Raw genomic sequence first — 26,476 nt, 5'->3', positions numbered from 1 at the left:
ATTATAATAATTTAGGTTTTAGGGGATTGTCCCCCGTTCAAATAGGAAACTCCCTATCGACGAATATGGATTTTCTCCATGCGGCGGGCTTTTTAATGGCTAACTTTGCCGTAGAAACAAGATGAAAGAACATTCACATAAAAGCATACGATTATGAAAAAGTTGACTACAATGCTCGCAATGGCCCTTATGGCCGCAATGACCGTGACGCTGTTTGCCTCTTGCGACGAGGACGACGAAATCGCCTATACGCTGACCGGGACGTGGACCGGGAGCCTGTCGGCCTACTATCAGGACCGTTGGGGGCTGACGGGCGACCACTATCGCACGACAATCACCTTCCATCAGGACGGCACCGGCGAGGAGGTGGATTATGATGTGCGCTCGCCATATCGGGACTACAGCTACTGTCCTTTCCTGTGGACGGTGAACAACGGCACCATCACGCTGCGCTATGAGGACAGCGAATGGAATCCCGTCTACATCTACGACTACAGCCTGAGCGGCAGTTACTTCAGTGGATACATGGACGATGGAACGAACCGCGACATCGTTTTCCGCTTCAACTACGATGGTTCGTTCAACTGGAATCCCTATTACGGGCTGTACACGCGCGGCAATGCCGAGGGCGACAGCTTGCAGACAAGGGGCGCGACAGGCAGGAAGGCCAGCGCGAAGGGGGCTTTCGCGAAGGCAACCCATGAGGAATGATGTCCACGAAAACGACGAGAGCGGGCATGCTGCGATGACAGCATGCCCGCTCTTGGCCTTTTTTGACGTGCTTGTCGGGCTATAGTCCCCAAGCTCTTTTCATGGAGTCGTCGGCCAGACTCTCCACCTTGTTCTCGATGTCGTCGGGCAGGTTGCAGAAGAAATCGAGCTTCGTCAGCCGTTCCAGTTCGTGGATGTTGACGGCATATTTGCCCAAGTTGGTGTCCTTGTTGGGCTTGTGCTCGAACCAAAAGCCGATGGCCTTGTAGCCTTGAGCGTTCTTCATGAGCAGCGCGCAGAAGAAATGGCCGGGAACAATCAGCTTCCGGTTGTTGTAAGTGAAGTCCTTTCCCTGGGTTCCCTCAATGATTCCACCCTTGCATACATAGAGCGTGTCGCTCTTGGGAGAGCTTGACGTGATCCAACTGCGTATTCTCTGTTCCATCGTTTCCCATACGCCTGCATTGAAACCGTTCAGCTGTGGCTGCATATTCGAGTAGTAGAAAGTCTGCATATTGGCCTCGCGGCTGTTGACTCTATCCTCCGATGGGCATATATGGCCACGGTCGTAGCCGTCGTTCCAATGGTCTTTGTCGGTAGACTGGTAGGCGGGTTGAATCGCCGGGTCTACCTGAAACGGGTCGCCGAACCACGGGTCTATCTTTTTCCAGTTGCTCCGCTTCCATCTTTTTGTTTGGTTCGAGGAGTACATCTGGTAGCAGGTCCAGCGTTGCGCCCGCTTTTGGTTGTCCCATTCGAGCGCGAAATTCACCTCTCCATCGACCTTGTGCACGATGACGGGGTTGCCGTCGTCACCCTTCACATGTGGAAACTCCAGCCGGATTATCTCTGTCGGCATTGAAGCGGTGGGCGTATTCTTGTTTCTATTGGCAATCTGTGAGTTGTCTTCAGGCGTGTTGTCACTGCCTCCGCATGATGTCATTGTCATGCCGGCAACCAGCAATGTAAATAACAGATACTGAATCTTCATGTGAATCTTGATGATGGGGAAGCCTGATGCGGCGACCGACTTCCTATGGGTTGTTTTTTATTTCGGAAGAATACAAAGAGAGTGCGGCCGACGTATATGCAACTACGTTCGAACGCACTCTCACGCTATGATAATATATCCTTAGAGAAAAGGTATATATTTACTTTGTCAACTTACCGTAGCGGTTCATGAAGCGGTCGACGCGACCGGCTGTGTCGACAAGCTTGCTCTTGCCTGTGTAGAACGGGTGCGAGGTGCTTGAGATTTCAATCTTTACCACGGGGTAAGTCTCACCTTCAAACTCTACAGTTTCGTTCGTTTTGCATGTAGACTTTGTAAGGAACATATCGCCGTTGGACATATCCTTGAATACGACGGGGCGATAGTTTTCGGGATGAATACCTTTTTTCATTTCTTCTAATGTTGTGTTTGTAATGTTGTTGCTTGTATATCAGGGTGCAAAATTAGTGAAAAGTTTGCACGCAACCAAATTATTTGCCATGTTTTGTGCCAAATCGGTTCGTTGGGGGTCATGCAAACATTTACCCCAAACCAATCAATGGGACATCGTCATGGTGCATTGTGCCTGCCACCGCTTGTATTTTGCCTGCCACCGCCCTGGCGGTTGGTCTTGGTTTGGAATAGTTATACTTTGTTGCTTTAGGGCAATACGCCTGCAACCGCACAGCGGTTGGTCCTTTTAGAGGGCAGGGGTGTGAGCGAAGCGAGCTACCCTGCCTGGTCGGTGACGGAGACTTCTAGGCCGAAGACCTTGGTCTTTTTATGTTTGTGGTGATTGCTGTCGGGCTTGATGGGTGAGCCGTCGGAATTGCCAATTGACTTTTGAAGCATGCGGAGGTAGGGGCAGCAAGGGCGATAGGATGGCCATGGTCGCCGCCGGCTGCCCCTTGATGGCAGGAGAGCAGGCTCGCATGACGGCACCCGGAGCTTTCTTGCGGGTGTTGAAGCCGGCGGCTTCACCTCTCCGTACCCCCCGGTCATGCCGCAGGATGACCGGGGGAGGTGTGCCCGCCACCATCCGTCGACCCTGGAGGGGTCGCCCACGGTCATCACGTCTGTCTTTGGGCGACCCTTCCAGGGTCGATTTCCGCTTGGTCTTTTATCCCCTGGTCACTCCGCTTCGCAGAGATGACCAGGGGTTATTGAGCGATGAAGCCTCCGGCTTCACCTCCTGTGCAGCCTGCGAAAGGCATTTGTTGATACACAATGGTTCATGGGGCCATGGTCATGGGTATTGCGTATGCCACCGTCTGTACACCATGACTATATTCCCCAACGACCAATTTAGAGATATGCCCACGGCGTGCGTTTGCGGGCTTGTCTTTCGTTTTGCAAAGCGGCCCTTTCGGCTTCCGGTCGCTGCCCTTTCATCCGCTGGGAGCTATCCTCTCGCAACGTAAAAGCAGCCCTTTCAGCGGATGAAAGGGCTGCTTTTGAAATGTGGAAGCATTGCCGTTGGAGGGCGAAGGACGAACTTCGGTCCCGCCATGGGCTTCCGATGGGCTTGCTGACGCTTTATTTGGCGTATTCGATGATGAACTTCACGATGCGAAGTTGTGAAGCGCCGCCATTGCCGGTGTGGCCGTTGGTCAGCGTCACCTTCGTGGCGTTGGCATTGCTGATGGTGTAAACGAGGTCTTTCAGCGCGATGGCGCCTGCCGAAGCTGTGGCTTTGCCTTCTGCGATATAGTCGGTCTTCTTGTTCGTTTTCTTATCTGTGTATGTGTCACAGGTAATTGTGATACTCTTGATTTTCTTGTTGCCGGCGTCGAAAGTAAGTTTGTTGCCGGGGTACATACGGATGGAACCGCTTCCAGCCTTGTAGTATTTGGGTTCATTTTTATCGTTGGTGCCTTTGTCGGCAATGAGCTTTGTGCCGTCGGCAAGTGTCTGGGTCGCGATGGCCGTCGCGTCTTGCAGTCCAAGGCTGGCGGCAGTCACCTCCTTGGAGCCTGTCTCTCCGCCCGGATTGTCTTCGCCCTTGATGAGTTCGGTCTTGCCGTTCACGGTGATGAGCTTGTTGTTCAAGTCCACTTCGTAGGTCACTTTGTTGTCTTTGCCCTTGTAAGCCTTGAGCTTGCCGAGCACGACGACGGTCTGGCCGGCCTGCAAGTCGTTCTTTCCGCTGAACTTTTTACCCTCGAAACTCAAGCCGCCATAGACTTGCATGGCGTTCTCCTCCTTGCCGTCATCGGAGATGTAATAGGTGATACTGCCGAATTTGGAATTGAAACTGGCCACCTTGCTGATGATACCCTTCACATACACGTCTACGGTGGGTATCTTCTCGGCCTTGATCAGTTCGATGGACTTGGCCACGGAATAAGGTTTGTCGGCCGAATTGTCGTCGGCGGGCACCACAGCGGGCTTGTCTGTCGTGCCGTTGAGCGACTGGATGTAGGTGGCACCCTTGCCCGCTGTCTCCGGAGTGTTGCCTTTGAAGTTGACGAACGGGCCGTAGATGACCACCTCGTCGCCCACTTTGATCTGGTCGGCGCTTGTAAACTTCTTGTTGCCAAGGAAGAGACTCTGGTAGATGTACAGCTTCTGGCTGTATTCCTTGCCGTCGGAGATGTAGTAAGTGGCGTTGCCGTATGTCTTCGTTTCCACGCTCTTGATTTCCACAATCTTGCCCTTCACGTAGATGGGAGCCGTGTTCTTGTCGGCCTCCGTGGCCTTGATGAGTTCGATGGCGGCCGCCACGTTGTAGGGTTCGGCCTCCGTTCCCTTGCCCGCAGGCGTGGCCTTGGTCTCTTCCTGCGGCTTGTTGCCGCCGTTGTCGGTCGGTATGTCGTAAGGTGTGGGGACGTCGTCGCAACTTGCGAATGTCATGGCTGCGAGGGCCAGGACGAACAATGAATTGATAATCTTTTTCATATTGTGTTTCTTTTATTGCTTGGTGATATATAAATAGGTGTTATTTGGCCGCAGTCACGTCGCCGGCTTGGCGTATGATGACCTGCCATTTCTTGCCATAGCGGGTGAAGATGCCCGTGATGTCGACCTTTCCGGCCGGCAGCTGTTCGGCGGCGAAGTCGGCATAGGTGCTGGTTCTCACGACGATGTTGCTGGAGGAAAGTCCTTGCAGCGCACGTTCGCAGCTGTTGTTGTTCACGATGTCGGCCCTGTTGGCATAAACCTTCTTGCCTCCGTCTGCGAAGGTGACGCCCTTCAGGGTCATCAGTCTGCCACTGTTGGCAGCCAGATAGTCGTCATCTTTCAGCTTGGTCTGGTCGAACTCGACAGGCACTGCGTCGACAGTCTTGCCCGTATAGTTGAAGTGTTGGTCCCAGCGCATGCGGGCCATGCGGCTCACCGACAGCTCTCCCTTGGCGTTTTCATAGAGCGTTCCGATTTGTGTCTGGTAGCCATAGTTGCCTATGTAGAGGTCCTTCAGGTTGACGAGAATCTCCGTTCCCACGGGAAGATAGCCGAAAATGCCGCCTTCGCTGATGGCGACGATCATGGCTCCGGTGCCGTCTTCCAATGCTATCTGGCTGAAGAGGTTGCCCTCTATGTCGTTGCCCGTCACGTGGGCTTTCAGCTGAATGTCGTCGGTCATCTGCACATAGCCGTATTGTTGTTTCAGCGTAGTGGCATATTTCGCCTTCAACTGGGCAATCGTCATGACGTTTGTCTCCTTGATGGCGGCGTTGCCCCTCACGTTTCGCGACACGTCGTCGAAGCCGTCGTTCATGCAACTCTGCATGGACAGGGCGCAGACGAGGGCCAGCATGATGTATTTGATAGTCTTCATATTTCTGATCGATGTTTAAGTTAGAATCTGTAGCCAATCTGAAGCATGCCGTTGGCGCCCCATGCGTGGAACACTTTCGGGTTCTTGGAGAAGCTGTAGGAGCGTTGGCTGGCCACGCCGGTGGTCTGGTTGGTCGAGTAGTCGCTGCGGCTCTGCTCGTAACCGCCCGTGACAATCTTCTGGTTGTTGAGGATGTTGGTCACCATCAGGTTGATGGTGAGGCTTCCTCTCTTGAGTCGGATGTTGCGGCCAATGCTTCCGTCGAGCATGAAACCGCCCTTCCCCTTGTCTTGGGGCGAAACCATGTAGTTGCCCTCGTTGTCCACCAAGCCCGCTTTCGTCATCGACTTGGCATAGCGGTAGTAGGGGGAGTAGCCCAGATAGATGCGGTCGTAGTAGTTGCCGTTGAGGTCTACGAACCAGCCGCTTTGATGATAGCTCAGTCCGAGGCTGGCGGCGGTGAGCGGTGTGCCGCTCTCACGCATGTTCTTGATGTAGGCCCGGTCCTTGTAGGGCTTGCCTTCGGTGGCGTTGAGATAGATGACGTCGGCGTTGCCGATATTCTTTGCCTCGCTGATGGCACCGATGACTTTCAGGTCGAGGAAGGAGGTGAGCTTCACCTTGGCCCCCAGTTCGGCGCCGTAATACTCCTTGTTGAGACCCGTGATGGAGTTGTAGGAGAACGAGTTGATGTCGTCGAAGTAGAAACAGGTCCATTCCGTGGCGTTGTCGATGCGGCTGTAGTAGCCACTCAGGTTAAGATTGAAGCGTGGAGTCTTCAGCTGATAAGCGAGTTCGCTGCTGAAAACGCGTTCGCTTTTCAGGCCGAGGGCGAAGTCGTTGTTCATTTCCGGCGCCTGGAAAGCCACGTTGGTGTTGGGCGCCTTCAGCTCGTAGCCCAGTCCCAGCGAAACGACATGGCCCTTGCCGAAGTCGAACGAGCTGGCCACCTTCATGCCGCCCGTCATGAACCGGGCCGTCTTGCTCTTGCCGTAGGAGTTCTTGGCAAACAGACCGTTGCGTATTTTGCCGTCACGGTTCATGGCGTCGTAGCCCACTTTGGCAGCTATGCTGTAGTGGGCAATGCCGAATGTCTCGGCATAGTTGGCCCAGACGTTGCCCCGCAGCACGTTGATGTTGTAGTCGTAGCCGAACTTGTCGCCCTCTCCCACCAAGGCGTTGGGGCGGTTCAGGTCGTATTGCACGGCGTCGGAGCTCCTCGTGTAGGTGCCGATGGCGTAGTTGTTCACGTTGTGGAAGTACTTGGCGCCCAGCAGGTCGTCCATCGTCTGATAGTGCATGCCTTTGTTTCCGGTCACGTTGAAGCCCAGGTTCAGCGTGCTCTGCTTGGCCACTTGCCTGGTCAGCGCGGAGGCGAGCGTCAGGTAGAGGTTGTTGTTGTGGCGGGCCTGGACGTAGTACATGGCGTCTGCGTTCACAGCGTTGACGTTGTGGTTGGCCGTGATGAGGCGGTCCCAGTTGATCTGCCGGTTGGCCTTGCTGCCCGACAACCAGTCGTAGGCCGTCTTCCAGTCGGCATAGGCGGCCGCCGTCTGATAGCGGGAGTTCGAGCCCCAGACGTCATAGAAGTTGCTGGGCAGCACCTTGTAGTAGTCCGGTGCGGGGTTGTCGGAGTTGTTGTAGTTCAGCTTTGTGCTCTTGTACATGCTGTATTTGCCGAGCAATGTCGTCACAAGTTTGGTCTTTTTATCGATGTTCCAGTCCCATGTGAGCAGGGCGGAAGGGGCGAAATCGTTGACAACACGTGAGTTGCGGACCTTTCCATTCTGGTATCCCCAGTAGGGATTGTACTGGTAGTTGTTGGCAATCCAGTAGCTTTCTTCGGTCGCTGCGCCCTGCGAGGCACGCTCGGTGGGATTCCCCCAGGTGGCGAAAGACAGGCTGTGGTCGCCCAACAGCTTCTGTACGCCGAAGAAATAGGACAGCGAGTTGTAGAACGTTCCTTCCACATAGCCGCGGTTCGCCCAGCGATAAGTGACGTTGGCGCTGTACGCCCAGCCCTTGTTGTTGAATCCGCTGTTGTACGTGTACATGCCGCGGAGCGTGTAGCTGCGGTTGGCGCCGGCCAGACTGACACGCTGTCCCGTGCTCATGGCACCGCTGCGGAAGTTGTAGTTGTTGCTTCCGGCCATGGCGGACATGCCGAAACTGTTGGTCTCGAACGGCAGAGAGAAGTCCACGTTGCGCGTCATCTGGTTCAGACCGCCGATGGAGGAGAAGGCAAACTGCCCGCGTTCGACGTCGTTCACGGGCGCGCCGTTGATGTAAATCTCGTTGTACTTCTGGTTGAAAGCACGATAGCGGAAGCGCACCGGTGAGAACATATAGCCTACACCGCTGGCATAGACGTTCGTGTTGGAGTTCAGAATGGTGACGTTTTGGTTGACGTTGTCGTCTTCACCCAGCTGTGCCTCCGTGAAAGTGAAGGCCGCTTCGTTGGCTTCGCTCGTCGTCTGGCCCGACGTGTTGTTGTTCTGGGCCGCCAGAGGAGCGCAGCAGCATAAAGCAAGCATCACTAATTTGAGCTGTTTCTGCATAATTCTGGTTGTTTTATCTTGTTTTTAATATGATTCGACGCCGTGTTCCGCAGACAACAGGTGTCCGGAACAATCGTATAAGGTTCTGGTGAGGGAAATGCAAAGTAACGAAATAATTTCTAAAAAGCCCGCGTTGTCGTGTATTTTTTTGATTTCCATGCAGTATTATCGTTGAAAATAGCGATATTTGCACTCAAATAATCGAATGACAATGAAAAAGTTACTTCTTCTTCTGTTGCTGCTGACCGGCTCGGTAGTGGCCATCCATGCGCAAGAAAAGCGATTCTCCGTTTATGCCGTTGGTTTTTACAATCTCGAAAACCTGTTCGACACCTGTCATGACGAGGGCAAAAACGATTATGAATTTCTGCCTACGGGCGGTATGAAGTGGAGCGGACTGAAGTATAGTCACAAGCTCCGCAACATGGCCCGGGCCCTTTCCGACATGGGAACCGACGTCCTGAAGGGAGTGGGGTGCGCCTTCATCGGCGTGAGCGAGGTGGAAAACGCGAAATGTCTCACTGATTTGTGCAACCAGGAGCCGTTGAAGGCACGCCGGTTCCGGTTCTGCCACATCGAAGGGCCTGACCAGCGCGGCGTCGACTGTGCCTTGCTCTACAATCCTTCGCTGTTCTCCGTGCGCAACGTAAAGCTGGTACCTTATATATATGAACAAGCCAAGGACAGCAGTCACGCCACCCGTGGCTTCCTGACCGTGAGCGGCGATTTGGCCGGCGAGCACGTCGTGGCCATCGTCAACCATCTGCCCAGCCGTTTTGCAGGCCCTTATTACCGCGAGTTGGGTGCCCGCCAGATCAAGGCCGTGAAGGATTCGCTGCTCGCCGAAGACCCCAACGCGAAGGTGTTTGTCATGGGTGATATGAACGATGACCCCGTTGACGCCAGCATGGCCAAGGTTCTTCGCGGCCGCCGGAACATCGACGAGGTGGCGGAAGGCGACATGTACAACCCTTGGTGGAATGTCCTGGCCGGCGGAACGGGCACCTTGTCCTATCAGGGAGGATGGAACTTGTTCGACCAAATACTGCTTACACCGAATCTGTTGAACAAGAACGGGCAGAAGGATTACGCCACATTGAAGTACTGGAAGAGCCAGATCGTGCGCCGAGACTACCTTTTCCAGACCGAAGGACAGTACAAAGGAGCGCCCAAGCGCACCCATGCTTCGGGCGTATGGCTCGACGGTTACAGCGATCACCTGCCCGTTGTCGTCTATTTGGTGAAGCGGCAATGACGACGGAGACGCATCCCTTTGAACCTTGGTTGCCCGCCGACGCCCGCCTTCTCATGCTCGGCACCTTTCCACCGGCCCCAAAACGCTGGTGCATGGAGTGGTATTATCCCAACTTCCAGAACGACATGTGGCGCATATTCGGCTACGTGTTCTTCGGCGACAAGCTCCATTTCGTGGACCAAACCAACAAGACTTTCAAGCTCGAAGCACTCAAGGCGTTTCTGAAAGAGAAGCGGGTGGCCCTCTTCGATACGGCTCTTCGCATTCGCCGAACCAAGAACACGGCGTCCGACAAGGACCTGGAAATCGTCGAACAGAGCGACCTTGACGGCATGTTGCGGGCTTTGCCCGAATGCCGGGGCGTCTTGCTGGCCGGTCAGTTGGCCACCAAGGTTTTCACAACGCACTACGCCATCAAGGCCATTCCCAAGATGGGAGAGTACACCACCTTCGCTTTCGAGGGACGCGAGCTGCGGCTCTACCGCATGCCCAGCAGTTCCCGGGCCTATCCCATGGCTGTGGAGAAGAAGTCAGAATACTATCGTATAATGTTTAATGATATTCTATTATGAGCATTCCTATAGATAAAATCACCATCATCGGCATTGCCGGCGGCACCGGAAGCGGCAAGTCGACCGTCGTGAGGAAGATTGTCGAGGCGCTGCCGCCCCATTTCGTGGCGGTCGTTCCGCTCGATTCCTATTACAACGACACGACGGGCATGACCGACGAAGAGCGCCATCAGATCAATTTCGACCATCCCGACGCTTTCGATTGGAAGCTGCTGCACAAGCAGGTGAACGAACTTCGCGAGGGCAGGGCCGTCGAACAGCCCACCTACAGCTACCTGAAATGCAACCGACTGCCCGAAACCATCCACGTAGAACCCAAGCCGGTCATCATCATCGAAGGCATTATGACGTTGCTCAACAAGAAGTTGCGCGACCTGATGGACTTGAAAATATTCGTGGACTGCGACTCCGACGAACGGTTGATACGCAACATCCAGCGCGACACGATAGACCGCGGGCGGACGGTTTCCATGGTTGTAGACCGCTACCTGGAAGTGTTGAAGCCCATGCACGAGCAGTTCATCGAGCCGACCAAGCGTTATGCCGACCTCATCATCCCGCAAGGCGGCGAAAACGCCAAGGGAATCGGCATTCTCTGCAAGTATATCGAGGGCCTCGTTCCTACGGAATAAGCCCGCATGCAATGGCAAAGTGCCGTTTTGGTCCAATGTGTTTTGAACAAAACGGCACTTTGCCTGTTGTATGCTTTCTTGCCTTCTATGCCGTCCGCCCGCTTCTGTGGCGTCGCCTCCGCATAGTCCCGGCAGGGAAATTCGCCCACCAGTAGGTTGCATTCAATGTCTGTCCAGTGTTCCTCCGCCATTTTCAGGCCTTACTGTGGTATTGTCCGGAAGAATGCTTTGTCGAGAATCATGGGGTGAAGTCATCATGAAGGTCTCCACTCGCACACGGGAACACTGCTCGATCATCTGTCCCAGTCCGCCTTTCCCTTGTCCTTGCAGGTTCGACTCCTCGAATGTCGTCTTGTCCACGACGTCGTTCAGAGAATGTCCGAGCAGTCGCTTGCTGTATTCGAAGATAGACGCGATGCTGGTTTTGGAAAGGCGGTGGCGAGCCGGTGGACGAGCGGGTGGGCTGTGAAAGGGCTGCTTTCGGCCGGTGAAAGGCCAGCTTTCAGCGTGCGAAAGGCCAGCGATTGCGTGGCAAAAAGGCTGCTTTCAGGAGGTCGAAGGGCAGCGAAGGGAAAGTGGAGTGGTGTCTTTATCGGTTGTTTGGCATGCCTTGCCAGGCTATTCGGCCTTGTCGGTCGTTGCGTCCTCTGCCTGGCTGTCGGCTGATTGCTGCAGTTGCTGCCGTGCCCTGCGGGCTTCCTCGGCCTTGGCAAAGGCGCGGCGGCAGCGGTGTATCTTGATGGAGTTGAGGCTTTCCACCACGCCGTAGACCATCATGCACCAGCCCAGGACGAACAGGGGGGCGGAGGCGATGGCCCGGGGATAGAGGATGGCGAGGAGCCCGACGAGCAGTATTAGCGAAGGCATGACCCAATAGAAGGCGCCTACGTGGGCGAACTTCCTGGCCGAGGCCAGGTTGACGAACTGGTTGACGGCTCCCAGGATGAGGATGGCTGCCATGATGTACATGAGCCAGTCGATGAACGTGGCGGGCATGAGGGCCAGGATGACGCCCAGAATCAGGCTTCCCAGGCCCACGATGGGGAAGTTGGGTTGCAGCGGCTCTATGCGCTGTCCGTCGTCGTCGAAGAGCGGGACGGTCGAAGCGGCGCTGCGGCGGGCACTGAAGTAGGTGGCACAGGAGATGATACCCGACAGAAAGAACATGACGCCGATGGCGATGGTGATCCACTGTACGGTCTGTTCGCGATATTGGACGAGCAACGCGCCGATGACGATGGCGATGATGGCCCTGAAAAAAGAACTTTGTAATACTCTCATACGATAGTTGGTGTGACGTTATGCTGCAAAAGTACGAAAATAATTAAGTTTTTCAGAGGAATTTTATAATTTTGCGCTGAATCAAAAGCAAGTATATGACGAAATTATATCTGGTCCGCCACGGCGAGACGGTGGACAACGCCGCCAAGATTCTGCAAGGACAGGAGCCTGGAAGGCTCAATCAGACGGGCGTCAGGCAGGCCGAGGAGGTGCGCGACAGAATGCGGAACGCCGCCATCGACGTGTTCATGGCCAGCGACCTGCACCGGGCCGTCCAGACTTGTGAGATCATTGCCGAGCCACACCACAAGCCGGTGGAGACGACGACGCTGCTGCGCGAACGCGACTGGGGAGACTTCACGGGACGATACATCCCCGACCTGCAGGCCGTGAGGGAATGGCCGCGGAACGTGGAGTCGCTGGAGGCGATCAAGGAGCGCGCCCGCCGCTTCCTCGCGATGGTCAGGACGCGCTATGAAGGCAAGACGGTGCTGGCCGTGGGGCATGGTATCGTGAACAAGGCCGTGCAGAGTGTGTATTTCGACAAGCCCATGAACGAGGTGGAAAAGATGGGCAACGCCGAAGTGCGCGTGCTGATGTTGTGAGATGGGCATGGGTTTCGGAGCCTTGTGGAAACGAATGAAGAGGACTTTCTTCACAGAAAATCCTCTTCCTTTTTTATAGCTCTCTAACGATGAGTTTCATTCCATAAACCTTGATTTTTATAGCTCTTCAACGATGGATGTCGTTTTGTTTCACTTGATTTTTCATAAATCTCCAATTTCATTGTCAATCTTTTTGCCCTGTTTTATGGCTCTCTATTTTTGAGACTTGCTGCCTGTCGTCCGGCATGACTGCCGTTTTTTCGATGCGGCATGCGTTATCCTATATCTGTTTTACCTGTTTACCTATTGTCATTTTCTTGTTCCGAAGCTGCCTCTGCTGTGAGCGCCGCCACCGAACGAGCCTCCGCTGCGGGCGCCGCCCGTCTGGTTGCGGTCTGAATTGAAGCTGCCGCGGTTGCCGAAGCTGCTGAATCCGTTGGCGGAACGAGGCGTGAACGAGGGACTTGGAGTGGAGTTGCCGCGGTTGCTGTCGAAGCGGTTGTCGCCGAACGAGCCTCTTTCGCTCGGTCCGGGACGCGTGACGGTGGTGCGGGTGCTGCTCTGGCGGTTTTCAAACGAACCGTAGCTGCGGTTGCCGAAGCTGCCCATCGACCTGCTTTCCGTCGAGCGTTGGCCCTGATAGGTGCTGCTGCGGTCGTCGCGTATGGTGGCGCCGCTGCTGAACCGGCCGCCTGAACGTGAGTCGAAAGAGCGTTTGTCATAGGAGTCGTTGTCCATCGGGCGGCGGTCGTCGCGGCTTTCATACGAGCGATTGTCGTAGGAGCGGTTTTCGAATCGGCGGCCGTTGAAGCCCCGGTTGTCGCGTCCGAAGTCGCCACGGCGGTATCCCCGGCCGTAATCTCCACGGTTGTAGCCGTCGCGCATGCCGAAGAACTCCCTGCGGTGAGGCATTCGTCCGAAGCTGCGGCCATAGTACCAGGAGCGTCCTCCGTTCACTCTCCAGCTGTGTCCGCCACGATATACGGTGACAAAGGACGGCCGTCCGAAGTAGAAATAGTCGCGGCGGGGATAGCGGGCGTAGACGCCGAAGTGCCAATAGCCTGCGTTCCAATAGAGCGGGCGATGGAAGTAGCTGGCCGCAAGGTAGGACTGGTATTGCCAATCCAGCAGGATGTAGCTTAAGTCGAGGTTGCGTTGCTGCCAGCAAGTGCCGTAGAGGTCGTTATAGTCGTCGATGCTCAGCAGGTAGTCGAGGTTCACTTCGTATGCAGCCTCATACTGGTCGTCGGTGAGATTGAGTTCATAAGCCATCTTGTCCGTGAGGAAGAGGGCCTGTTCGCGAGCCTGTTCGTAGCTCATGGCTTGGGCCGAGCCTGTCAATGTCAACAGTGCTGTAAGGGCTAAGATAAACTTCTTCATCATTTCAGGGTTTAAATGGTTGTCTTGTTTCTTTGCTTCGAGCCTCGGCGGGTCGGCGACGGCCGGGTCGCCGGAGGCCTTGCCTTGACTTTCTGATGCAAAGATAGGGCAATAAAACGATGAAGAAAGTGGATTTTCCCTAAACGGGGAGGGGGAAATCCCTAAAGGTTGAGCGTGTGGAAGAAAACCGTTGGCAGGCTCATTTTTCCGCCAACGGTTCGCCGTCGAGCGTGAACACCCGCACGCGGCCGTCTTCGTAGGTGGCCAGCGTCGGCGGATTGCCGCCTTTGGGGAAGGTGATGGAACCGGTGTTGCAGACGATTGTCTGTGCTTGCAGGGTGAGTTCCCAAAGGTGGGTGTGGCCGTAGAAGACGTAATCGAAGTGCCCTTTGGGCAGTTTCTCCTTATTATATATATGTCCGTGGGTGAGGAGTATGCGCTTGCCGTTGTCCATCAGCAGCATGTAGTCCTGCATGATGGGGAAGTCGATGAGCATTTGGTCCACTTCGGAATCGCAGTTGCCCCGTATGGCCACGATGTCGTCGGCCATGGCGTTGAGCTTTTCGGCGATGGCCTTGGGGTCGAGGCCTTCGGGAAGGCCGTTGCGCGGGCCGTAGTTGAGGATGTCGCCCAGGACACAGAGCATGTCGCAGTGCTGTCGGCGATAGAAAAGGAGTGCTTTCTCCAGGGCCGGCAGTGAGCCGTGGATGTCGGAAATGATGAGATATTTCATGTGATGATGTTGTTTGGGTTGGGCTCTTGGGTTCATTTTGTGGCCGGACGGCGCGGCCGTTGTTCAATCGCTGGTTTCCAGTCCGGGGAAAACACCTTTCTCGGCGGCCTCTTCCATGAGGTTGGCGATGCGGTCGCGGTCCAGTCCCCGCAGGTAGTCTTCATAGCCGGTGCGGCACAGTACCTGCGGCACCTGGCGTCCGCTCTTGGTCAGTTGCATGGTGGCCTGGACGTCGAACTTGCGCCGGTGGGCGTAGGGAATGTACTGAAAGCTGTCGGGCAGCAGCCCTTCGGCCACCAGGTCTTGCAGGTTTCCCGTGTAGGTGTGGTGCTGGTGGAGGTAGGCCCGTTCGGCTTGCAGAATGGCTTTCATGCGCTTTTGCACCGTCATTTCGCGGCGTTGCCGTTCTTCTTGGAAGCGAATGGGCGAATAGACGCTCAGAAAACAAAGAACCGCAAGGGCCGCCACGCAGAGTGAAAGCATGAAATTATTGCCTGTTTTGATATATTTGTACGGCATTTATTTATATTTTTGCAGCATTGTTGCAAAGTTAATAAAAAAAGAAGCAAGGCGTTTTGCCGCCTCATGAATTAATATATGATAACAGACGAATTGACGTTTCAGGTAGAACAAGGGTTGGGCTATGTCCCCACGGGCGACCAACGCAGAGCCTTGGAGACGTTTGCCGAGTTCCTGTTCGACCGCAATCCACGGACGGTCATGCTGCTCCGAGGGTCGGCGGGTACGGGAAAGACGAGTCTGGCCGGGGCCATCGTCCGCTCATTGGCCCGACTTCGGCAGAAGCTCGTACTGATGGCACCCACCGGAAGGGCCGCCAAGGTGTTCTCGCTCAACAGCGGGAGCAAGGCCTTCACCATCCATCGGCGCATCTATCGTGAGCGGAGTTATCACGGATTGTACGGCGAATTCAACTTGAACGACAACCTGGCTGCCGACACCCTCTTCATGGTGGACGAGGCGTCGATGGTCGCCGGCACCCGAAACGAGGCCGGCGGCAGCTTCGGCTCGGGCAATCTGCTGGACGATTTGGTGCGTTTCGTCTATTCGGGGCGCAACTGCCGCATGTTGCTGATTGGCGACAAGGCGCAGTTGCCGCCCGTGGGCGAACAGGAGTCGCCCGCGCTGAGCGTCGTGCAGATGGAAAGTATGGGGCTGAAAGTGTATGCCTGCGACCTCAACGAGGTGGTGAGGCAGGGTCGGGAGAGCGGAATCCTCTATAATGCCACGGTCATTCGGCACATGCTGGAGGCTTCGGCGGACGGCGCCCCCTTCCGTCTTGCGTTGCCACGGATTCGCTTCAAGGCCTTCGCCGACATCCAGGTGGTACCCGGCAACGAGCTGATAGAAGCGTTGAATGGCAGCTACAGTGAGGTGGGCGTGGACGAAACGATGGTGATAACCCGCAGCAACAAGCGGGCGAACATCTACAATCAGGGTATCAGAAACACGATTCTGGACTGCGAGGAACTGCTGTCGACGGGCGATATGGTGATGGTGGTCAAAAACAAATATATCGACGACGCGCCACAGCCGTCCGACGGACAGCGGCTGGGCTTCATCGCCAATGGCGACAGGGCCCGCGTGTGCCGTGTCAGGAATGTCCGTGAACTCTATGGGTTCCACTTTGCCGATGTCACCTTGCGCTTTCCCGACTACGACCAGCTGGAAATGGACCAGACGGTGGTGCTCGAAGCGCTCACGACGGAGGCCCCAGCCTTGACCAGGGAGCAGAACGAGCAGCTCTTCCAGCGGGTGATGGAGGACTATGCCGACGTGCCCTTGAAGTGTGACCGCATGGCCAAACTGAAGCAGGACGCCTATTTCAACGCCTTGCAAATCAAGTTTGCCTATGCCATCACGTGCCACAAGGCGCAAGGTGGGCAGTGGGCGCACATCTATCTGGACCAGGGTTACATGACCGAAGACATGCTCACACCCGACTATATCCACTGGCTCTACACGGCGATGACCCGCGCCACCGAGAAACTTTACATGGTGAATTGGCCCGAAAATCAAGCGGAAGACACCTTGGAATGATGTTCCGTCATTGTCGGAAGCCGATGGCCGTCAATCGGCATGGGGCGTCTGGCCCCTTTCAGCAGCCTGTGGAGTCCGCTTTCGTGGTGTTTTCCTTCGCAAGCCGCTTGTCCGATATGGTCAGGAGAACGTCTTTCGGCTGCAAGGCCACCTGCCCGTTGGGCACGATATAGCTGTTGCCGCGCTTGACCAGCATGATGAGTTTTCCCTTGGGCAGGCTCAAGTCGGCGATGAGTCTGCCCTTGTCGAGCAGGCTTTCGGTCACCAGAATCTCCTGAAGTCTCGACCCGATGTTGTCCGGAATTTCGATTCCGAACTCGCTCTTGGGCTCTTCCTTGCAGTCCAAATGCAGCTTCTTGGCCAGCCATGAGATAGTGGTGCCCTGGAAGGAGAGGGAGAGAAGCGTGATGAAAAAGACGATGTTGAACAACAGATGCGAGTCCTTGACGCCTGCAAGCATGGGATAGGTGGCGAAGATGATGGGCACGGCTCCGCGCAAACCCACCCATGAAAGGAACAACTTGGCCTTTGGAGGCAGTCCGTTGAAAGGGAGAAGGCAGAGCCACACGCTCAGTGGGCGGGCTATCAACATCATGAAGGCGCCGATGGCGATGGCCACTGGGATGATGTCGAGCATGTCGACGGGGTTGACCAGTAGGCCGAGTGTCAGGAACATGACCACTTGCAGGAGCCAGGTCAGGCCGTCGAGAAACGTCGTCATCTCCTTTCGATAGCTCAACTTGTGGTTGCCCACCATGAGACCGGCTATGTAGACGGCGAGATAACCATTGCCGTGAAGGTTGTCCGTAAGGGTGTAGGTGATCAATATGACACTCAACAGCAGCACCGGATAGAGCGCGGTGTTGGGAAGGTCTATGCGGTTCAGCAGCCAGGTGCACCCTTTGCCCATGAGAAAGCCCATGACGCAGCCCACTCCGAACTGCGTCAGGAGACTCAATATCAGGTCGGATGCGGAGAAGGAGGTGCCCGTTGCGATGACACCCACCAAGGTTAGGGTCAGCATGTAGGCCATGGGGTCGTTGCTTCCGCTCTCGAATTCGAGGATGGGACGCAGCCTGTGCTTCAGTCCTATGCCCTGCGAGCGCAGCAAACTGAAGACCGACGCGGAGTCGGTGGACGACATGGTGGCCGCCAGAAGCAGCGAGACAATCAGTGAAAGCTGGATGTTCAAGTGTGTAAAACGCGATATGCCGTAGATGAACAGGCCGACGAACAGCGTGGTGAAGACGACGCCGAGCGTCGAAAGGAGCAGTCCGGGGGCGAGAATGGGCTTGATGTCCTTCATCCGTGTGTCCATTCCGCCGGTGAAAAGGATGATACTCAACGCGAGCATTCCTATGGTCTGCGCATCTTCGAGGCTGTTGAATTCGATTCCCAGGCCGTTTGTTCCGAAGGCCATTCCCGTGAAAAGGAAGAGCAGGAGGGTGGGAATGCCGAACCTGTAGCCTGTCTTGCTGATCAGAATGCTTATCAATATCAGCAGAGAACCTAAGAGAAAGATGTTTTCTGTCGTAAATGTTATCATGCCATCGTTGGGATTTGAGCTTTTGGCCGGTGAGGGATAAAGGTATGAAATAATCCCGAGAAAAGCGATGGGAGTGGCGTGTGGTAAACTTATTTTAGCGTTTTCCTAATAGTTTTTACAAGCTTGTGCAGTCCCGACGCTTCGTGTGGGTGCCGAATCGATGTTTTCAAGCAGTTTGTTTGCGGTGATGTACACTTTCATTACCTTTGCAGGTGCATGACGGCAGGCGGCAAATGGCCGGTCGATTGCAGAAGCATTGCAAGATATGATCGTTACGACAGCATGGATGGAGACATGGTTCCACAAGTTCAACCATGACTATTTCGGCGCAGGTTTGCCCCTGCCCATTCTCAAGACATCAACCGCCCGCACGCAGTTGGGGCAGATGTCGTGCAAGCGGGCCACCCGATGGGGGCGCACGAAGTATGCTGATTTCACCATCAAGCTGACCACCTATTATGACATGACGGAGCGGCAGGCGCAGAACGTGCTGCTCCATGAGATGATCCATTACAGCATTGCCTATACGGGGTTGAAGGATACGGCTCCGCACGGCCTCGTCTTTCGGGGCATTGCCGACCGGTTGAACCGCCAATATGGCTGGGACATCAAAGCCACGACGACCACGCAAGGGTGGAAAAAGGCCGCGACGGCCCCGCCACGGGCCCGCCGTCGCCCCGCCACCTATTTGATATTGGCGCTCGAAATGAAAGACAACCGCCACTTCCTGTCGGTCGTCAATCCCCGCTACGCCCGTCAGATAGACCGCCGGTTGAGCCGATTGGCGGAGGTGGAGCATTACGGTTGGTATGCCTCTTCCGACGCGGCGTTCGACCACATGCCCATGGTGCGATCGCTGCGGGGCAAGCGTGTGTCGCAAGACGAGTATGAAAACAGGTTGGCCGTGATGCAACAGGTGGTCATGCAATAAGCTCCCGTCCCCTCGCTTGCCCGTGTTTGCCGGTCAGAGGCCCAGCGGCTTGGATATGTCGATGCGCAATCCCATCGCATTGATGAGGCGGAAGAACAAGCCGACGCCCGGTTCAATCACGCCATTTTCTATCTTTGAGATATACGACTTGGTTGTTCCGGCCCTTTGTGCCAGCTCACTTTGCGTCATCTTCACCTCCTTGCGTGCCTGCAACAGCAACTGAGAGGCGTAGAAAGCCTTTGCTTCTTCCTCGAATTGCGCACGTTGTGGCGTGCCCTCCTTGCCGTACTTGGCGTCAAGTACAAGGTCATAATCTTCTATTTTGTGATTGTTTGTCTGCATAATATGCCTCCTTTATCTTTAATGCCTTTTCTATTTCTTTCTGTGGTGTCTTGTCCGTCTTCTTCTGAAAGCCATTGAACAGCACCACTATTTGCCCTTCGTCAAAGATGAAGAACACACGAAAGATATTACCCTCATATTCAATTCGCAACTCAAACAGTCCGTCTTTGAGGGCTTTGACAAACTTTGTAGAGAGCCTCTCTTGCATTTTCAACAACTGCAAGACATAGTCTATCTTTCGCTGTACTTTCTTGTCAAGCGTCTGCATGAACGCTTGAAAATAACCGCCGTACGTTCTTATTCTCCTCATGCTGCAAAAATAACGACAGTTTCCATATTTTGCAACTCTTCAGGTGTTTTTTTTGAAGCTTTTTGGCAAATCTTTGTCTGAAATTCATTGATTTTTACTCAAATATGGGCGTAGGTCTGAAATGAAAAAAGTCAAGCGGTTGAATGCTACCACTTGACTTTCGTATCGTTGGGATACTCGGACTCGAACCAAGAATGACAGGACCAGAATCTGTAGTGTTACCATTACACCATATCCCAAGAAGTTTTGCAGAAGAAATCCGTATCTCTCGTTTGCGTTGCAAAGGTACTGCAAATTTTGAAAACGGCAAAGTTTCGCGCTTACTTTTTTGCAAACAGACCGCATTTTTTTTGCTTTGACAAGCCAATATGCCTGCTTTGACAAGCCGATATGCCTGCTTTGACGGGCTGTCGGTGGGCATGAAACAAGAAAGCCGCAGGTCGAATGACCCGCGGCTCCGCTTTGAGATTTAGTGAAAATTATAACATCTGATTACAGATTCAGCAGTTCGATGACCTTGTCGACAGCCTGATGGATTCCGTCGAGGTCCTTGCCGCCAGCTTGGGCGTAGTGAGGCTGACCGCCACCGCCGCCCTGGATGAGTCTGGCCGCTTCGCGGATAATCTTGCCGGCATTGAGTTCATGGCTCCGGACCATGTCGTCGCTGAACATGACGGTCAGCAGCGGCTTGTCGCCGGCGGTGCTGCCGATCACGGCCACGAGGTTTTCGGGCTGCGCCTCACGCAGTTTGAAGACGAGGTCCTTGGCTGCGTTGGCCTCCAAAGGCAATACGGCCTTGACGACTTTCACGCCGTTGACATTGCTGGCACGGTTGAGCAGCTCCACCTTGGTGCGCTCCACGGCCTGTGCCTGGAACCTTTCTATTTCTTTCCGCATGTCGTCGTGCTCCTCAATATACTTCTTGATGGCCGCCGTGAGGTCCTTGGCGTTGTTGAACATGCCCTTCAAGGCCGTCATGGTGTCCTGCATCAGGTAGATGGCGTCCTCGCAATTCTTGCCCGTAAGGGCCTCGATGCGGCGGATTCCGGCTGCCACGCTGCTTTCGCTGACAATCTTGAAGAAGCCTATCCGGCCCGTGCTCCGCGCGTGGATGCCGCCACAGAATTCGCACGAAGGGCCGAAACGCACGACACGAACCTTGTCGCCGTACTTCTCGCCGAAGAGCGCGACGGCTCCCATGCGCTTGGCTTCCTCCAAAGGCGTGTCGCGATGCTCGTCGAGCGGCAAGTCCTGGCGAATCATTTCGTTGACGAGTCGCTCCACCTGGCGCAGCTCTTCGTCGGTTACTTTCTGGAAGTGGGAGAAGTCGAAGCGCAGTGTGGTGGCGTCGACATACGAGCCTTTCTGCTCTACATGGTCGCCGAGCACCTGCTTGAGCGCATAGTCGAGCAGGTGGGTGGCCGTGTGGTTGGCCGCCGAAGCGCTGCGTTTGTCGGTGTCCACACACGCCATGAAGTCGGCGTCGATGTCCTTTGGCAATTCCTTGATGATGTGAATGCTCTGGTTGTTCTCACGTTTGGTGTCGATGATGTCGACCGTTTCGTTTTCAGAAACGAGCACACCCTGGTCGCCCACCTGGCCGCCCATCTCGCCATAGAATGGCGTGAAGTCGAGCACGACCTCATAGAAGGTGTTCTTTTTCTGCGTGACCTTGCGGTAACGGAGGATGTGGCACTCGTATTCCGTGTAGTCGTAGCCCACAAATTCCTGCTCGCCTTCCTTCACCACTTCCCAGTCTCCGTTCTCCACGACAGCCGCGTTGCGCGCCCGTGCCTTCTGTTTGGCCATTTCCTCGTCGAACCCTTTCGCGTCGACGGTGAAGCCGTGCTCGCGGCAAATCAGTTCGGTCAGGTCGAGCGGGAAGCCGTAGGTGTCGAACAGGCGGAACGCGCTGGCCCCGTCGAGTTGTGTTTGACCATGTGCTTTAAGCTCGTCCATGTCGCCGTTGAGCAGGTTGATACCCTTTTCGAGCGTGCGGAGGAACGAGTCTTCCTCCTCTTTCATGACGCGACTGATGAGTTCCTGCTGGGCGGGAAGCTCGGGATAGGCGCCTCCCATCTCCTGAACCAGCACGGGAACGAGCTTGAACATGAAGGCAGACCGCTGGCCGAGGAACGTATAGGCATAGCGGACGGCCCGGCGCAGGATGCGTCGGATGACGTAGCCGGCCTTGGCGTTGCCGGGCAACTGGCCGTCGGCGATGGAGAAGGCCACGGCGCGCAGGTGGTCGGCGATGACGCGCATGGCCACGTCGACGTCCTCCGTCTGTCCATATTTCATGCCCGAGAGGTTCTCTATCTCCTTGATGATGGGCTGGAAGATGTCGGTGTCGTAGTTGGAGTGCTTGTCCTGCAACATGCGCACCAGGCGTTCGAAGCCCATGCCGGTGTCGATGACGTGCATCGGGAGGGGCGAGAGCGAGCCGTCGGCCTTGCGGTTGTATTGCATGAACACGATGTTCCAGATTTCGATGACCTGCGGGTCGTCCTTGTTGACGAGTTCGCGGCCGGGCACCTTGGCCTTTTCTTCCGGTGTTCGTGAGTCGACGTGGATCTCGGAGCAGGGCCCGCAAGGTCCCGTATCGCCCATTTCCCAGAAGTTGTCGTGCTTGTTGCCGTTGATGATGTGGTCTGCCGGCACGTGCTTGGCCCAGTAAGCAGCCGCCTCGTCGTCACGTTCGAGCCCTTCTTCCTCGGACCCTTCAAAGACCGTTACGTAGAGATCGGCCGGATTCAGGTGCAAAACATCCACCAGATATTCCCATGCCATGTCGATGGCGCCCTCCTTGAAGTAGTCGCCGAAGCTCCAGTTGCCGAGCATTTCGAACATGGTGTGGTGATAGGTGTCGTGCCCCACCTCTTCCAAATCGTTGTGTTTGCCGCTCACGCGCAGGCATTTCTGCGAGTCGACGCGGCGCACGTCCCGGCCGGGGTCTTTCGTTCCGAGGATGATATCTTTCCACTGGTTCATGCCAGCGTTCGTAAACATAAGCGTGGGGTCGTCCTTGATGACCATAGGAGCGGATGGTACAATTTTATGTCCGTGAGCTTCAAAGAACTTCTTGTAGGACTCGCGGACTTCATTAGCTGTCATCATCATTATAATCGTTTAAATATTCTTTCTTAAGAAAACGCTGCAAAGATACAAATAAAATGAGAATATGAAATTGGGAAATAGCATTAATTTGCTATCTTTGCATAAGATAGGCTGCGTTCAGCAATTAGAAAGCAAGCTTTCATTGCGTTCACTTGCACTATCTTTGCAACGAAAGGACCCATCAAACGCGTTTATCATGGCATTGAATATCGACAAGAATCTGAAATTGTACTTCTCCATCAAGGAAGTGGCGAAGATGTTTGACATCAACGAAAGTACTTTGCGCTATTGGGAGTCGGAGTTTCCGCTCCTCAAACCCAAGACGCAAGGGGCCAGCAAGGTGCGGCAATACACGCAGAAGGACATCGACCAGATCAAAGTCATCTACAACTTGGTGAAAGTAAGAGGCTTCAAGTTGGCCGCGGCACGCAAGATGTTGAACGAAAACAGGGAGGGAGCCGACCGCAGTGCCGCCGTCATGGAGACGCTGGTGGCCGTGAGAGACGAACTGAAAGAGCTGAAACGCCATCTCGACGGATTGGTGTGAGGAAGGTGAAGGGTGCGGCGTGACGTTTGAAATGTGGGATGTCTCCGCGCTTGTAGCTGTGCTTTGGCCTTGTAAAAGCAGTCCTTTGAGGAGCTGAAAGGGCCGCTTTTGCAGGCTGAAAACGCAGCTTTTGCAAGGTCAAAGGGCTGCTTTTTCCGGACGGTTGCTGCGCCTTGTGTTTGTGGTCTTGTGTAAATCATTGATTTTTAGTTTGTTAAAAGGTGTGTGGGCGCATGCTTCCTTTCGGGAAATCGTGCCTTGCTTGGGGATGGCGAAGGTGCTTTGCGCGTGTTGTCATGGTTTCCCATCGTTGTCATGATGGCGTTCGTGTGGTGCAATGGGAGGCATTTTGACACTTCATCATGAAAAAAACGGAATCATTTGCTTTTTTGTTTGAAAAGCCATATCTTTGTAACAAAGTAAACGATATGGCTACTTACGTTAGGTTTGATTGGGCGATGAAGCGGCTGTTGCGCGACAAAGCCAACTTCGGAGTGCTGGAAGGGCTGATAACCACCCTTCTCGGTCATCCCATCAGGATTCTCAAACTGCTGGAAAGCGAAAGCAACCAGGAGGATGAGGACGACAAGCAGAACAGGGTGGACGTGCTGGCGGAAGACGCCGACGGCGCGCTGTACCTGATAGAGGTGCAGAACGAGACGGAGTTCGCCTATTTCCAACGCATGCTCTTCGGCACGTCCAAGCTGGTGACTGAGTACATCAACCGTAGCGAAGGCTACGAGAAGATACGCAAGATCTACAGTATCAACATCGTCTACTTCAATTTGGGCAACGGAAAGGACTACGTGTATCACGGCAAGACGGAATTCCGTGGAATCCACGACAATGAGTTGCTCAATCTTTCGCCGTTCCAGCAACAGAAGTTCGGCGTGGATGAGGTGAGCGAACTTTATCCCGAATACTGGATTCTGAAGGTGAACGACTTCAACAAGTGGAGCAAGACGCCGTTGGAGCAGTGGGTCTACTTCCTCAATACGGGCGAAATCCCGGATGACGCCGATGCGCCGGGACTGAACGAGGCCCGCAAGAAACTGAAACTTGAGCAGATGACACGCGAGGAACTCGCCACGTATTACCGCCATTTGGACAACGTGGTCATTCTGCGCGACAACATAACGACGGCTCGTGGCGAGGGTTTCCTCGAAGGAGAAAGCCAGGGACTGAAGGTCGGGAAGGCCCAAGGGCGTGCCCAGGGCTTGGAAGAAGGTCGCCGGGAAGGCTATCGTCGCGGCAAATTGGAGATGGCGAGGAGCCTCAAGCAGCTGGGAATGTCAGTTGCCGACGTGGCGAAAGTGACCGGACTGACAGCCGCTGAGGTTGAAAACGCCTGACCGAAAATGAAAACGCCGACCGCCCAAACCTGTGATGATACAGGCTTGGGCGGTCGGCGTGTGTCATTGAAACCGCATTGCCTTGAAGCGCACCTTCCTTTGCTTTGTTTTGCCGGCATGGTCGAACATGATGGCCTGGCGGTAGTCTTTGCCGTTGAACGATAGGAGGACGTTCTTCAGGTCTACTTCGTCTACGTTTCGGAAGTACATGCCCCAACAGGGGAACACGGGCCACTGGTCGGTGGGGCGGTTCTTGAACCATTCCGGCAGCTTCGGGTCGTCTATTCCGTCGAATGTCAATTGCACGTTTTGGATGCTGACGCGCCGTGTGGGAGCCTTGCCCCAGCTCTTGACAGACAGTGCCATGCGCGTGATGTCGCGCGCGGTGACATGGTCTATCCTGATGGTTCCGGCCCTGTTGTCGTCGCTCAGCGTGACGGACAGCGGCGTGAGTACGCGGGTGGCCCGGATGTGGTGGATGTGTATGTTGTCGAGAAGCCCCGGAGCAGGCCCCCAACCGCCAGGTTCCAGGCTGATGGCCGCGTCGGATGTGGTCTTGCCCGATGTGCGGTGCTTGTGCAGTCCAGGGCCGTAGATGTCGCAATGGGCAATCTCCATGTTGGTGGAAGGCATGATCATTCTGACGCCGTTGCACGACGAGTTGAGGACGTTATGGTGTATCTTGATGCGGTTCCAGTAGCCTCCGGCAATGGCGTCGTCGCCCGTGTGCATCTTGCAGTGGCTGATTTCCACCTGTTTGCAGCCACGGATGTGAATGCCGTCCCAGCCTTCGTTGATGGTCAGACGGTTGAATTTGCAGTCTCGTATGTCGTAGGCCAGGATGGCGTAGTTGGCCGAACGGGTGACCTGGAAGTCCTTGAAGCGCAGTTTCTCGCCATTGACGATGAGGATGGTGTGCGGCCCGCGCATGTGTTCCTCGCCCCGCTCGTTCTCCACATGCCGCCCGTCGATGGTGCCCGGGCCTTCTATGCCGGCGTTCCGGATGTCGATGCACTGTATCATCGCTTTCGACCACTCGGGGTCGGAAGCGCTGTTGAAGTTGACCGAGCCACGTCCGCTTTCGTATTTCGACAAGTCGTGTGCGGTTTGCAGCGACGCGTAGGCAGCGAGATTGTCCACTCCCCGCAGCACCGCGCCTTGCTCCAGCCGGAGCGTGACATTGCTTTGCAGCCGGATGGTGCCTGTCAGGAAAACTCCTTCCGGTACGCTGACGACGCCTCCGCCATGCTGCGCGCAGGCCGTGATGGCCCTTTCGATGGCCGCCGCGTTGTCGGTGGCGCCGTCGCTGACGGCTCCGAAGCGGAGAATGCTGAATATGATGGAAAGGAAAAGGGCCATGGCTTAGAGGATTTGCTGCACTTCCTGCAAGTCCTTGACGCTCTTCAGGTTCTCCATGATGATTCTCACCCTCAAATCCGCAACTAAGCCCTTGAAGGTTCTTATTGCGTTTACACGTCCTCTCATTACTGAATTTGCAGATAATTTGAACTTGAAGCACCCACTTCTGCCTACAATATCCCCTTACCCCACAATGTGACTTGAGGCAATACACAATATCATTCCCATAAGTTGTAGGCACTATCCAAAATCAGTCTGGAAAACATCTGCGTAAGCATAATTACAGGTATAGATATTCAGCACATACCGCCTTGATGTCTTGATCCACTTGGCTGGTACAGAGATAAACCTGAAGACAAACGCTTTTATGCGACTTGTTACATTGAGTCCGAACTTCTTTACGTCAAGTCTTTGAATA

Annotated in this window: 24 protein-coding genes, 1 tRNA gene and 2 pseudogenes; 9 read left to right on the top strand and 18 right to left on the bottom strand. The window is 54.9% G+C overall.

Going from position 1 to position 26,476, the window contains the following annotated elements; all coding sequences use genetic code 11:
• The first annotated feature begins 153 nt into the window (after positions 1-153).
• The gene (locus K334_RS14215; protein WP_025879968.1) at positions 154-711 is read left to right on the top strand and encodes a lipocalin family protein; all 558 of its coding nucleotides are present in this window, start codon (positions 154-156) and stop codon (positions 709-711) included.
• 79 nt (positions 712-790) lie between these two features.
• On the opposite strand, the gene K334_RS0107820 is transcribed toward K334_RS14215, so the two are convergent.
• The 5 genes from K334_RS0107820 to K334_RS0107790 form a co-directional block, all read right to left on the bottom strand.
• Positions 791-1,702, bottom strand: coding sequence for a DNA/RNA non-specific endonuclease (locus tag K334_RS0107820; protein WP_025879971.1), 912 nt, complete (start codon positions 1,700-1,702; stop codon positions 791-793).
• 160 nt (positions 1,703-1,862) lie between these two features.
• Complete coding sequence (locus K334_RS0107815; protein ID WP_021590023.1) at positions 1,863-2,114, bottom strand: type B 50S ribosomal protein L31; 252 nt, start codon at positions 2,112-2,114, stop codon at positions 1,863-1,865.
• A gap of 1,124 nt (positions 2,115-3,238) precedes the next feature.
• On the bottom strand, positions 3,239-4,600 hold the full coding sequence (locus K334_RS14210) for a hypothetical protein (protein WP_025879973.1): 1,362 nt from the start codon (positions 4,598-4,600) through the stop codon (positions 3,239-3,241).
• A gap of 40 nt (positions 4,601-4,640) precedes the next feature.
• Positions 4,641-5,480, bottom strand: coding sequence for a DUF5689 domain-containing protein (locus tag K334_RS0107795; RefSeq protein WP_025879974.1), 840 nt, complete (start codon positions 5,478-5,480; stop codon positions 4,641-4,643).
• Positions 5,481-5,500: 20 nt separating this feature from the next.
• Positions 5,501-8,038 carry a TonB-dependent receptor domain-containing protein gene (locus tag K334_RS0107790; protein ID WP_027444785.1) on the bottom strand — a complete coding sequence of 846 codons (2,538 nt, stop codon included), beginning with the start codon at positions 8,036-8,038 and terminating at the stop codon, positions 5,501-5,503.
• 211 nt (positions 8,039-8,249) lie between these two features.
• Between K334_RS0107790 and K334_RS0107785 the strand changes: the two genes are divergently transcribed.
• Genes K334_RS0107785 through udk form a run of 3 tightly spaced genes read left to right on the top strand, consistent with a single transcriptional unit; the run spans position 8,250 to position 10,497 of the window.
• On the top strand, positions 8,250-9,293 hold the full coding sequence (locus K334_RS0107785; protein WP_025879976.1) for an endonuclease/exonuclease/phosphatase family protein: 1,044 nt from the start codon (positions 8,250-8,252) through the stop codon (positions 9,291-9,293).
• The gene (locus tag K334_RS0107780; protein WP_025879978.1) at positions 9,290-9,865 is read left to right on the top strand and encodes a uracil-DNA glycosylase family protein; all 576 of its coding nucleotides are present in this window, start codon (positions 9,290-9,292) and stop codon (positions 9,863-9,865) included. Before K334_RS0107785 ends, K334_RS0107780 begins: the two co-directional genes overlap by 4 nt.
• Positions 9,862-10,497, top strand: a complete 636-nt coding sequence (gene udk, locus K334_RS0107775) for a uridine kinase (protein WP_025879980.1) — start codon at positions 9,862-9,864, stop codon at positions 10,495-10,497. Before K334_RS0107780 ends, udk begins: the two co-directional genes overlap by 4 nt.
• 162 nt (positions 10,498-10,659) lie before the next feature.
• Here udk and K334_RS14805 read toward each other — a convergent pair whose 3' ends face one another.
• Both K334_RS14805 and K334_RS0107770 read right to left on the bottom strand, forming a co-directional pair.
• A complete protein-coding gene (locus K334_RS14805) occupies positions 10,660-10,857 on the bottom strand; it encodes a hypothetical protein (RefSeq protein ID WP_154655575.1) in 198 nt (65 codons plus the stop codon).
• Positions 10,858-11,115: 258 nt separating this feature from the next.
• A complete protein-coding gene (locus K334_RS0107770; RefSeq protein WP_027444784.1) occupies positions 11,116-11,778 on the bottom strand; it encodes an HdeD family acid-resistance protein in 663 nt (220 codons plus the stop codon).
• 95 nt (positions 11,779-11,873) lie between these two features.
• On the opposite strand from K334_RS0107770, the gene K334_RS0107765 reads away from it, so the two are divergent.
• Positions 11,874-12,383 carry a histidine phosphatase family protein gene (locus K334_RS0107765; protein ID WP_027444783.1) on the top strand — a complete coding sequence of 170 codons (510 nt, stop codon included), beginning with the start codon at positions 11,874-11,876 and terminating at the stop codon, positions 12,381-12,383.
• A gap of 309 nt (positions 12,384-12,692) precedes the next feature.
• On the opposite strand, the gene K334_RS0107760 is transcribed toward K334_RS0107765, so the two are convergent.
• The 3 genes from K334_RS0107760 to K334_RS0107750 all read right to left on the bottom strand — a co-directional run bounded on the left by K334_RS0107760 (position 12,693) and on the right by K334_RS0107750 (position 15,015).
• The gene (locus K334_RS0107760; protein WP_025879982.1) at positions 12,693-13,763 is read right to left on the bottom strand and encodes a hypothetical protein; all 1,071 of its coding nucleotides are present in this window, start codon (positions 13,761-13,763) and stop codon (positions 12,693-12,695) included.
• Positions 13,764-13,962: 199 nt separating this feature from the next.
• Positions 13,963-14,496 carry a phosphodiesterase gene (gene yfcE / locus K334_RS0107755; RefSeq protein WP_027444782.1) on the bottom strand — a complete coding sequence of 178 codons (534 nt, stop codon included), beginning with the start codon at positions 14,494-14,496 and terminating at the stop codon, positions 13,963-13,965.
• Positions 14,497-14,559: 63 nt separating this feature from the next.
• The gene (locus tag K334_RS0107750; RefSeq protein ID WP_036890158.1) at positions 14,560-15,015 is read right to left on the bottom strand and encodes a hypothetical protein; all 456 of its coding nucleotides are present in this window, start codon (positions 15,013-15,015) and stop codon (positions 14,560-14,562) included.
• Positions 15,016-15,093: 78 nt separating this feature from the next.
• Between K334_RS0107750 and K334_RS0107745 the strand changes: the two genes are divergently transcribed.
• A complete protein-coding gene (locus K334_RS0107745; protein ID WP_027444780.1) occupies positions 15,094-16,554 on the top strand; it encodes an ATP-dependent DNA helicase in 1,461 nt (486 codons plus the stop codon).
• 58 nt (positions 16,555-16,612) lie between these two features.
• On the opposite strand, the gene K334_RS13710 is transcribed toward K334_RS0107745, so the two are convergent.
• Positions 16,613-18,097 carry a potassium/proton antiporter gene (locus K334_RS13710; protein ID WP_025879983.1) on the bottom strand — a complete coding sequence of 495 codons (1,485 nt, stop codon included), beginning with the start codon at positions 18,095-18,097 and terminating at the stop codon, positions 16,613-16,615.
• A 268-nt stretch (positions 18,098-18,365) separates the two neighbouring features.
• On the opposite strand from K334_RS13710, the gene K334_RS0107735 reads away from it, so the two are divergent.
• On the top strand, positions 18,366-19,031 hold the full coding sequence (locus K334_RS0107735; RefSeq protein ID WP_025879984.1) for a SprT-like domain-containing protein: 666 nt from the start codon (positions 18,366-18,368) through the stop codon (positions 19,029-19,031).
• A 33-nt stretch (positions 19,032-19,064) separates the two neighbouring features.
• Here K334_RS0107735 and K334_RS0107730 read toward each other — a convergent pair whose 3' ends face one another.
• From K334_RS0107730 to alaS, 4 genes are all read right to left on the bottom strand, one after another.
• Complete coding sequence (locus K334_RS0107730; RefSeq protein ID WP_025879985.1) at positions 19,065-19,373, bottom strand: helix-turn-helix domain-containing protein; 309 nt, start codon at positions 19,371-19,373, stop codon at positions 19,065-19,067.
• Positions 19,339-19,683: a type II toxin-antitoxin system RelE/ParE family toxin gene (locus K334_RS0107725; RefSeq protein WP_025879986.1), complete on the bottom strand. Its 345-nt coding sequence runs from the start codon at positions 19,681-19,683 to the stop codon at positions 19,339-19,341. Before K334_RS0107725 ends, K334_RS0107730 begins: the two co-directional genes overlap by 35 nt.
• A gap of 168 nt (positions 19,684-19,851) precedes the next feature.
• Positions 19,852-19,922, bottom strand: a tRNA-Gln gene (locus K334_RS0107720).
• A gap of 253 nt (positions 19,923-20,175) precedes the next feature.
• Positions 20,176-22,800 (bottom strand): alanine--tRNA ligase, encoded by a 2,625-nt coding sequence (gene alaS, locus K334_RS0107715; protein ID WP_027444779.1) that lies wholly within the window; start codon positions 22,798-22,800, stop codon positions 20,176-20,178.
• Between the two features lie 196 nt (positions 22,801-22,996).
• Here alaS and K334_RS0107710 point away from each other — a divergent pair, with 196 nt between their 5' ends.
• Together K334_RS0107710 and K334_RS0107705 are read left to right on the top strand one after the other, a co-directional pair.
• Positions 22,997-23,347: a MerR family transcriptional regulator gene (locus tag K334_RS0107710; protein ID WP_025879987.1), complete on the top strand. Its 351-nt coding sequence runs from the start codon at positions 22,997-22,999 to the stop codon at positions 23,345-23,347.
• Positions 23,348-23,775: 428 nt separating this feature from the next.
• Positions 23,776-24,699 carry a PD-(D/E)XK nuclease family transposase gene (locus tag K334_RS0107705; protein WP_025879989.1) on the top strand — a complete coding sequence of 308 codons (924 nt, stop codon included), beginning with the start codon at positions 23,776-23,778 and terminating at the stop codon, positions 24,697-24,699.
• Between the two features lie 63 nt (positions 24,700-24,762).
• Here K334_RS0107705 and K334_RS13705 read toward each other — a convergent pair whose 3' ends face one another.
• From K334_RS13705 to K334_RS14800, 3 genes and pseudogenes are all read right to left on the bottom strand, one after another.
• Positions 24,763-26,058 carry a glycoside hydrolase family 28 protein gene (locus tag K334_RS13705; protein ID WP_051218696.1) on the bottom strand — a complete coding sequence of 432 codons (1,296 nt, stop codon included), beginning with the start codon at positions 26,056-26,058 and terminating at the stop codon, positions 24,763-24,765.
• A gap of 3 nt (positions 26,059-26,061) precedes the next feature.
• A pseudogene (locus K334_RS14455) lies at positions 26,062-26,286 on the bottom strand (hypothetical protein).
• Positions 26,287-26,298: 12 nt separating this feature from the next.
• Positions 26,299-26,476 (bottom strand): annotated as a pseudogene (locus tag K334_RS14800) (IS1380 family transposase); the annotation flags it as partial.

This window comes from Segatella baroniae DSM 16972 = JCM 13447, assembly GCF_000426585.1.
GTDB classification, from domain to species: Bacteria; Bacteroidota; Bacteroidia; order Bacteroidales; family Bacteroidaceae; genus Prevotella; species Prevotella baroniae.
This window is presented reverse-complemented; position numbering and strand designations above follow the sequence as displayed.